The organism is Cupriavidus sp. WS, assembly GCF_000395345.1.
In the GTDB taxonomy this organism is placed as follows: Bacteria; Pseudomonadota; Gammaproteobacteria; order Burkholderiales; family Burkholderiaceae; genus Cupriavidus; species Cupriavidus basilensis_B.
Genome location: NZ_AQPL01000194.1, coordinates 1 through 8,537, shown reverse-complemented (window position 1 = coordinate 8,537; position 8,537 = coordinate 1). Strand labels below are relative to the sequence as shown.

The window sequence follows — 8,537 nt, the reverse complement described above, 5'->3', positions numbered from 1 at the left end:
CGTGGACGCGCGCGCCCGGCGAGCCGGTGCTGTGGCGCGCCTACGGCCAGCCCGCCGAATTCGAGAAGAACGTGATCCGCCGCAACCGCGGCGCGGCGCCGATGCCCGGCGCCAACTCGTCGATGACGCCGCTGCAGGACCTGCACGGCATCGTGCCGGACGACGCGGTGCTCGACGCGCGCACGCTGCCGCGCGTGCGCATGCCGAACCGCGGCGGCTTCGTGGTGGACGGCAGGATTGGCGGCTCCTGAGCGCGCCGGAACGCGGGATGCCGGGGATGAGGCGGTGGACAAGCGCCATGCGGACACCATATGCGATAAACGAATAAGGCTCACCGTTAACCTTCGTTGACCGCACTAGCTCGTGGTCACTACAGTGCAAGGCTTGAAACCAAGCAGTGCGGGGCCCTCCTTTGCCGGAGCGCGGCGCCGCGCCGGCCGGTCCACATAGATCAGTCCGCACTTTCGTTCCCCGAGCCCGTCATGACGATTGGTACCCAAACGGCAGCCGCAGCGCCTGCCCGCGCACCGCATTCCGGCCAGGCCGGCACTTTCGAGATCCGCCCACTGGACGCCCCGCTGGGCGCCGAGATCGTCGGCCTGGACCTGTCCGAGCCGCTGTCCGCCGAGGACTTCGCCCGCATCCACCGCGCGCATCTCGACTATCACGTGGTGGTGTTCCGCGACCAGCGCATCACGCCCGCGCAGCAGATCGCGTTCAGCCGCCGCTTCGGGCCGCTGCAGATCCACGTGCTCAACCAGTTCCAGCTGGCCGGGCACCCGGAAATCCTGATCGTCTCCAACGTGCTCAAGGACGGCAAGCCGATCGGCCTGGGCGACGCCGGCCATTTCTGGCACTCCGACCTGTCGTACAAGGAAAAGCCCAGCCTCGGCTCGCTGCTGCACGCGCAGGAACTGCCGGCCGAAGGCGGCGACACCCTGTTCGCCAACATGCACACGGCGTGGGACACGCTGCCCGCGCACCTCAAGGCCGCGGTGGAAGGGCGCAAGGCCGAGCACACCTACCTGGCCAAGTACGCCGAGCTGCAGCAGCGCAGTCCGTGGCGTCCGAACCTGACGCCCGAGCAGATCGCGCAGGTGGCGCCGGTGCTGCAGCCGGTGGTGCGCACGCACCCGGAAACGGGCCGCCGCGCGCTGTTCGTCAGCGAGCATTTCACCACGCGCATCGCCGGCCTGCCCGAGGACGAAAGCCGCGACCTGCTGGCGCAGTTGTTCGCGCACAGCGTCAAGCCCGAGCACGTGTACCGCCACCAGTGGCAGCCGCACGACCTGGTGTTCTGGGACAACCGCTCGCTGCTGCACCTGGCCGCCGGCACGCCCGACCACCTGCGCCGCGTGATGTACCGCACCACCATCGAGGGCGACCTGCCCCTCTGAGCCTTCCCGGATGGCGGCGCCGGCCGGCGCCGCCGCCGCCCGTCTTCCTGTCTCGCATCCAACGGAGTGTTCCGCATGTCCCTGTTTCGTTCCCGCCTCTTCTCCGCCCGCTGGCAGCGCGGCGCCGTCGCGCTGACGCTGGCCGCCGGCATGGCGGTCACGGGCGCGGCCCATGCCGAGGGCAAGATCCGCGTCGCCGAGCAGTTCGGCGTGGTCTACCTGCTGCTCAACGTGGCGCGCGACCAGCAGCTGATCGAGAAGCACGGCAAGCAGCAGGGCCTGGACATCAAGGTGGAGTGGACCCAGCTTTCGGGCGGCGCGGCCATCAACGACGCGCTGCTGTCGGGCGCCATCGACATCGCCGGCGCCGGCGTGGGCCCGCTGCTGACGGTGTGGGACCGCACGCACGGCAAGCAGAACGTCAAGGGCGTGGCGTCGCTGGGCAACTTCCCGTACTACCTGGTCAGCAACAATCCCAAGGTCAAGACCATCGCGGACTTCACCGACAAGGACCGCATCGCGCTGCCGGCGGTGTCGGTCTCGGTGCAGTCGCGCGTGCTGCAGCTGGCCGCGGCCAAGCAGTGGGGCGACAAGGAATACAACCGCCTGGACAAATGGACGGTGGCGGTGCCGCATCCCGACGCGGCGGCGGCCATCATTTCCGGCGGCACCGAGATCAGCGGCCACTTCGGCAACCCGCCGTTCCAGGAGCAGGAACTGGCCGGCAACCCCAATGCGCGCATCGTGCTGAATTCGTATGACGTGCTGGGCGGGCCGAGCTCGGCCACGGTGCTGTACGCCACCGAGAAATTCCGCAACGACAACCCCAAGACCTACCGCGCCTTCGTCGACGCGCTGGCCGAGGCGGCCAAGTTCGCCAGCAGCAACCCGGAAGCGGCGGCCGACCTGTACATCCGCGTCAACAAGGCCAAGATCGACCGCGCGCTGCTGGTCAAGATCCTGAAGAACCCGCAGGTGCAGTTCAAGGTCACGCCGCAGAACACCTTCACGCTGGCCGAGTTCATGTACCGCGTGGGCGCCATCCGCAACCAGCCGAAGTCCTGGCAGGATTATTTCTTCCAGGACCCGGCCACCGCACAAGGTAGCTGACATGTCCGTGCAGCCTCTGCGCGTGGTTTCCGCGCGTCCCGCCACCCCTGCCGCGCCGCTGCTGCAGGTGGATGGCGTGTCGCTGGAATACCGCACCCCCGAACGCGTGGTGCGCGCCACCCACCAGGTCAGCTTCGACGTGCACGCGGCTGACCGCTTCGTGCTGCTGGGCCCGTCGGGCTGCGGCAAGTCCACCCTGCTCAAGGCGGTGGCCGGCTTCGTGCCGCCGTGCGAGGGCGAGATCCGGCTCGACGGCGTGCCGGTGCGCGCGCCGGGCCCGGACCGCATCGTGGTGTTCCAGGAGTTCGACCAGTTGCCGCCGTGGAAGACCGTGCGGCAGAACGTGATGTTCCCGCTGGTGCATTCGCGCGGCATGTCGCGCGGCGAGGCCGGCGAATGCGCGCTGCACTTCCTCGATAAGGTGGGGCTGGCGCAGTTCGCCGACGCCTATCCGCATACCTTGTCCGGCGGCATGAAGCAGCGCGTGGCGATCGCGCGCGCGCTGGCCATGCGGCCCAAGGTGCTGCTGATGGACGAGCCGTTCGCCGCGCTCGACGCGCTCACGCGCCGGCGCATGCAGGAGGAATTGCTGGCGCTGTGGCAGGACGCGGCCTTCACGCTGCTGTTCGTGACCCACTCGATCGAGGAAGCGCTGGTGGTGGGCAGCCGCATCCTGCTGCTGTCGCCGCATCCGGGCCGGGTGCGCGCCGAGCTCAACAGCCACCAGTACGACCTCGCCAGCCAGGGCGGCGCCGAGTTCCAGGCCACCGCCCAGCGCATCCATCACCTGCTGTTCGACGAGGCGCCGCACACGGCCGCCGCGCCGGCCCGCGCCGCGCAGGCGCGCTGAGCGCCCGCCAGGACCGACCATGAGCCAAGCCCCCTCATCCCTCGCCGCCACCCCGGCGGTGCGCCCCGAATACGAGCTGCCGCTGGAGCCGTTTACCGCGTTGCCCGTGACGCGCGCCTTGCCGTGGCCGCAGCGCCTGTGGCAGCAGGGCTGGCTGCGCAAGACGCTGATCCTGGTGGTGCTGGCCTGCCTGTGGGAAGTCATTGCCCGCGTGCAGGACAACGACCTGCTGCTGCCGACCTTCCTCGCCACCGCGCGCGCGTTCGCCGAAGGCATCGCTAGCGGCGAGCTGCTGGACAAGGCCGGCGTGTCGCTGTCGGTGCTGCTGCAAGGTTATGTGGGCGGCATCGTGCTGGCCTTCGTGCTGACCACGCTGGCGGTGTCCACCGAGATCGGGCGCGACGTGCTCGATACCCTCACGTCGATGTTCAACCCGCTGCCGGCCATCGCGCTGCTGCCGCTGGCGCTGCTGTGGTTCGGCCTGGGCAGCAAGAGCCTGGTGTTCGTGCTGATCCACTCGGTGCTGTGGCCGCTCGCGCTCAACACCTACGCGGGTTTCCGCGGCGTGCCGGCCACGCTGCGCATGGCCGGGCGCAACTACGGCCTGCGCGGGCTGCGCTACGTGCTGCTGATCCTGGTGCCGGCCGCGCTGCCGGCCATCCTGTCCGGCCTGAAGATCGGCTGGGCCTTCGCGTGGCGCACGCTGATCGCGGCCGAGCTGGTGTTCGGCGCGTCGTCGGGCAAGGGCGGGCTGGGCTGGTACATCTTCCAGAACCGCAACGAGCTGTACACCGACCGCGTGTTCGCCGGCCTGGCGATGGTGATCCTGATCGGCCTGCTGGTCGAGAACCTCGTGTTCCGCACGCTCGAACGCGTGACCGTGCGCCGCTGGGGCATGCAGCACTGACGGCGCGTGGCAGCCGGCGCATGACAGTTTGAAGGCACGGCGGCAGCGGGCCTTGCGCGCGCCGCGCCGAAGGCGTACCGTTGCGGCTTGCCGCCGCCGCGACGGCAAGACTCCCCGGGTTTTGACCGCGCGCCGCCCGGCGCTGCCGCTTCCCGGGCCGCGCGGCATCCCGCGCGCCCTGGAGCGATCCTTCCCGCATCCAGAGACCGCGCCTCATGACCGACATCCACCACGCCGCCGCCCAGGGCTTTTCCACCCAGGCCGACACCTATGCCCGCGGCCGTCCCGACTATCCGCCCGCGCTGGCGCAATGGCTGCAGGACACGCTCGGCCTGCGCGCCGGCAAGACCGTGCTGGACCTCGGCGCCGGCACCGGCAAGTTCAGCAAGCTGCTGCAGGCCACCGGCGCCACCGTGATCGCGGTCGAGCCGGTCGCCGCCATGCGTGCGCAACTCAGCGCCGCGCTGCCCGCCGTGCAGGCGCTCGAAGGCACCGCCGAAGCGATTCCGCTGCCCGACGCGAGCGTCGACGCCGTGGTCTGCGCGCAGGCCTTCCACTGGTTCGCCAACCAAGCCGCCATGACCGAGATCGCGCGCGTGCTGCGCCCGGGCGGCAGGCTCGGCCTGGTGTGGAACGTGCGCGACGAATCGGTGGACTGGGTCGCGCAGCTGACCACCATCATGACGCCCTACGAGGGCGACGCGCCGCGCTTCTACAAGGGCGACTGGAAGGCGGTGTTCCCGGCCGACGGCTTCGGTTCGCTCGAACTGGCCAGCCTGCCCTACGAGCACGTGGGGCCGGCGCAGCAGGTCGTCGTCGACCGCGTGATGTCGGTCAGCTTCATCGCCTCGCTGCCGGCGGCCGAGCAGGACAAGGTGCGGGCGCAGTTGCAGGCCGTGATCGACGGCAGCCCGGCGCTGGCCGGGAAGGCCGCGCTGGCGTTTCCGTACCGCACGGAAGCCTACAGCTGCCGGCGCCTCTGACGTTTCCGGCGTTCCCGGCGTTCCTTCAAGGCGATCCCGCCGGCGAATCCGCCCGCGCCTGCGCCCCATAATCCGCCGGCGCATCGGCCGGCCGCGGCGTGTCGCCGGCGCGCTCGATCCAGCCGCCGCCGAGGAACTGGTACAGGTCGACGAGGTTGGTCAGGCGCTGCAGCCGCGCGGTGATCAGCAACTGTTGCGCGTTGTAGAGATCGGTCTGCGCGGTCAGCACGCTCAGGTAGCTGTCCACGCCGTTGCGGTAGCGCAGGTCGGACAGCGTCAGGCGGCGTTCCTGCGAGCCGGTGAAGCGCTCCAGCGACTGGATCTGCTTGTCGTAGGTGCCGCGCGCGGCCAGGCCGTCGGAGACTTCGCGGAAGGCGGTCTGGATGGCCTTTTCGTAGCTGGCGATCTCGATGCGCTTCTGCACGTGCGCGAGGTCGAGGTTGGCGACGTTGGCGCCGCCTTCGAAGATCGGCAGCGTGATCTGCGGGCTGAACGACCACGCGCCGGAGCCGGGCTTGAACAGCCCGCCGAGCGTGGGCGAGAGCGTGCCGGCGCTGCCGGTCAGTACCACGCGCGGGAAGAAGGCCGCGCGCGCCGCGCCGATGTTGGCGTTGGCGGCCAGCAGCGACTGCTCGGCCGCGGCGATGTCCGGGCGGCGCGCGAGCAGGTCCGACGGCAGCCCCGCCGGGATGTCCGTCAGCAGCGCCTGGCCGTTGAGCGGCAGCCCGCCGGGCAGGTCCTCGGGCAGCGGCTCGCCCACCAGCAGCACCAGCGCGTTTTCCGCCTGCGCGCGCAGGCGGCTTTGCGATTCGAGGTTGGCGTTGGCCTGCTCGACCACGCCTTCGGCCTGGCGCAGGTCGAGTTCGGAGCCGGTGCCGGTCTCGAACTGCAGCTTGGTGATGCGGAACGATTCCTGCGCGGTCACGAGCGTGTTGCGCGTCACGGCGAGCGCGTCGTCGTAGGCCAGCATGGTGAGGTACTGGTCGGCCACCGACGACACCAGCGCGATCTCCGCGGCCTTGCGGGTCTGCGCCAGCGCGAGGTATTGCGCCAGCGCCTGGTCCTTGAGGCTGCGGATGCGGCCGAAGAAGTCGATCTCCCAGGACGCGCTCGCGCCGACCGAGTATTCGCTGGCGATGGGCCGGCCGGTGGAGGACAGGTTCAGCGGCGTGCGCGTGCGGCTGCCGGAGGCCACCGCGTCGAGCGTGGGGAACAGGCCGGCGCGCGTGATCTGGTACTGGGCGCGCGCGGCTTCCATGTTGAGCACCGAGACGCGCAGGTCGCGGTTGTTCCTGAGCGCGATCTCGATGATGCGCTGCAGGCGCGCGTCGGCGAAGAAATCGCGCCAGCCGATGTCGGTGGCCGCCGCGCCGCCGGCGCTGGCGGCGCCCGGCGCGGCGCCGGGCTGCTGGTCGTAGACGCCGCCGGCGGGGAAGGCCGGCGCCACCGGCGCCGCCGGACGTTCGTAGTTCGGCGCGAGCGTGCAGCCGGCGGCCAGGATCGCGGCGGCGGTCATCAGGGCATGTCTGCGCATGTCAGTGTCCCTCCCTGAGCGTGCCGTCGCCGCCGGCGGGGTCGTCCGGCGGCGGGGCCGCGGGATGCGGGTCGTGGTGGGGCTTGGCCTTGCTGAACTTGCCGATCACCACGAAGAACATCGGGATCATGAAGATGGCCAGGAAGGTGGCGGTCAGCATGCCGCCGATCACGCCGGTGCCGATGGCGTGCTGGCTGCCGGAGCCGGCGCCGTTGCTCAGCGCGAGCGGCATCACGCCGAGGATGAAGGCCAGCGAGGTCATCAGGATCGGGCGCAGCCGCAGGCGCGCGGCTTCCACCGCGGCGTCCAGCGTGCTCATGCCCTGGTCGCGCAGCTCGCGCGCGAATTCCACGATCAGGATGGCGTTCTTGGCCGACAGGCCCACCGTGGTCAGCAGCCCGACCTGGAAGAACACGTCGTTCTCCAGCCCGCGCAGGGTGGTGGCCAGCAGCGCGCCGAGCACGCCCAGCGGCACCACCATGATGACCGAGAACGGGATCGACCAGCTCTCGTACAGCGCGGCCAGGCACAGGAACACGAACAGGATCGAGATGCCGTACAGGATCGGCGCCTGCGAGCCGGACTGGATTTCCTGGTACGACAGGCCGGTCCATTCGTAGCCGATGCCGGCCGGCAGCTTGGCGGCGATGGCTTCGATGGCCTGCATGGCCTGCCCGGTCGACTTGCCGTGCGCGGCCGCGCCCTGGATCTCGACCGCCGAGATGCCGTTGTAGCGCTCCAGCTTGGGCGAGCCGTAGATCCACTTGCCGGTGGCGAAGGCGCTGAACGGGACCATCGTGCCGGCGGCATTGCGCACGTACCACGCGTTGAGGTCCTCGGGGTTCATGCGAAAGCGCGCCTCGCCCTGCACGTAGACCTTCTTGATGCGGTTGTCGATGTCGAGGAAGTTGTTGATGTACTGCGAGGCCCACGCGGTGGAGAAGGTCTGGTCGATGCTGGTCGCGGTCACGCCGAGCGCGTTGGCCTTCTCGCGGTCGATGCTGACCTTGAACTGCGGCGTGTCGTTCAGGCCGTTGGGCCGCACCTGCGACAGCGTCGGGTCCTTGGCGGCCATGCCCAGCAGCATGTTGCGCGCCTCCATCAGCTTCTCGTGGCCGAGGCCGGCGCGGTCCTGCAGCTCGAAGTCGAAGCCGGCGGCGGTGCCGAGTTCCGGGATCGAGGGCGGGTTGAGCGGGAAGATCTGCGCGTCCTTGTACGAGGCGAAATGCCCGAAGATGCGGCCCACCAGCGCCGGCGCCTTCAGGTTGTCGGTCTCGCGCAGCTTGAAGTCCTTCATGCGCACGAACACCAGGCCGGAGTTCTGGCCGCGCCCGGCGAAGCTGAAGCCGTTGACGGTCAGCACCGCCTCGACCACGTCCTTCTCCTGGTTGAGCAGGTAGTCCTGCACGTCGGCCAGCACCTTGGCGGTGCGCTCCTGCGTGGAGCCCACCGGCGCCTGCACCAGCACGAACATGGTGCCCTGGTCTTCCTCGGGCAGGAAGGACTTGGGCAGCCGCAGGAACAGGAAGCCCACCGCCACGATCACCATCAGGTAGATGATCAGCCAGCGCCCCGAGCGGCGGATCACGTGCAGCACGCCGCCGTGGTACTTCTGCTGGCTCTTGGCGAAGTTGCGGTTGAACCAGCCGAAGAAGCCGGTCTTCTCGTCGTGGTGCCCCTGAGGAATGGGCTTGAGCATGGTGGCGCACAGCGCCGGTGTCAGGATCAGCGCCACCGAACCTGTCAGATTTTTTGT

7 protein-coding genes and 1 pseudogene are annotated in these 8,537 nt (G+C 69.8%); 6 read left to right on the top strand and 2 right to left on the bottom strand.

Annotated elements, in window-relative coordinates; genetic code table 11:
* The 6 genes and pseudogenes from K206_RS43730 to K206_RS0116205 form a co-directional block, all read left to right on the top strand.
* Positions 1 to 251 (top strand): annotated as a pseudogene (locus K206_RS43730) (hypothetical protein); the annotation flags it as partial.
* Between the two features lie 231 nt (positions 252 to 482).
* Positions 483 to 1,397, top strand: coding sequence for a TauD/TfdA family dioxygenase (locus K206_RS0116225; RefSeq protein ID WP_020203445.1), 915 nt, complete (start codon positions 483 to 485; stop codon positions 1,395 to 1,397).
* A gap of 75 nt (positions 1,398 to 1,472) precedes the next feature.
* Positions 1,473 to 2,507 (top strand): ABC transporter substrate-binding protein, encoded by a 1,035-nt coding sequence (locus K206_RS0116220; protein ID WP_020203444.1) that lies wholly within the window; start codon positions 1,473 to 1,475, stop codon positions 2,505 to 2,507.
* A gap of 1 nt (position 2,508) precedes the next feature.
* A complete protein-coding gene (locus tag K206_RS0116215) occupies positions 2,509 to 3,357 on the top strand; it encodes an ABC transporter ATP-binding protein (RefSeq protein WP_020203443.1) in 849 nt (282 codons plus the stop codon).
* Between the two features lie 19 nt (positions 3,358 to 3,376).
* A complete protein-coding gene (locus K206_RS0116210) occupies positions 3,377 to 4,264 on the top strand; it encodes an ABC transporter permease (RefSeq protein WP_029043704.1) in 888 nt (295 codons plus the stop codon).
* 215 nt (positions 4,265 to 4,479) lie between these two features.
* Entirely contained in the window at positions 4,480 to 5,247 is a 768-nt protein-coding gene (locus K206_RS0116205) for a class I SAM-dependent methyltransferase (protein WP_020203441.1), read from the top strand.
* A gap of 25 nt (positions 5,248 to 5,272) precedes the next feature.
* On the opposite strand, the gene K206_RS0116200 is transcribed toward K206_RS0116205, so the two are convergent.
* The gene (locus tag K206_RS0116200; RefSeq protein ID WP_029043703.1) at positions 5,273 to 6,781 is read right to left on the bottom strand and encodes an efflux transporter outer membrane subunit; all 1,509 of its coding nucleotides are present in this window, start codon (positions 6,779 to 6,781) and stop codon (positions 5,273 to 5,275) included.
* Position 6,782: 1 nt separating this feature from the next.
* The coding region (locus tag K206_RS38465) for an efflux RND transporter permease subunit (protein ID WP_043366795.1) at positions 6,783 to 8,537 on the bottom strand (1,755 nt) is incomplete at its 5' end.

Excerpts from the sequence above, each read along its gene's own strand:
- K206_RS0116220 (WP_020203444.1), top strand. The coding sequence starts at position 1,473 with ATGTCCCTGTTTCGTTCCCGCCTCTTCTCCGCCCGCTGGCAGCGCGGC.
- K206_RS0116215 (WP_020203443.1), top strand. The coding sequence starts at position 2,509 with ATGTCCGTGCAGCCTCTGCGCGTGGTTTCCGCGCGTCCCGCCACCCCT.
- K206_RS0116205 (WP_020203441.1), top strand. The coding sequence starts at position 4,480 with ATGACCGACATCCACCACGCCGCCGCCCAGGGCTTTTCCACCCAGGCC.
- K206_RS0116210 (WP_029043704.1), top strand. The coding sequence starts at position 3,377 with ATGAGCCAAGCCCCCTCATCCCTCGCCGCCACCCCGGCGGTGCGCCCC.
- K206_RS0116225 (WP_020203445.1), top strand. The coding sequence starts at position 483 with ATGACGATTGGTACCCAAACGGCAGCCGCAGCGCCTGCCCGCGCACCG.
- K206_RS0116200 (WP_029043703.1), bottom strand. The coding sequence starts at position 6,781 with ATGCGCAGACATGCCCTGATGACCGCCGCCGCGATCCTGGCCGCCGGC.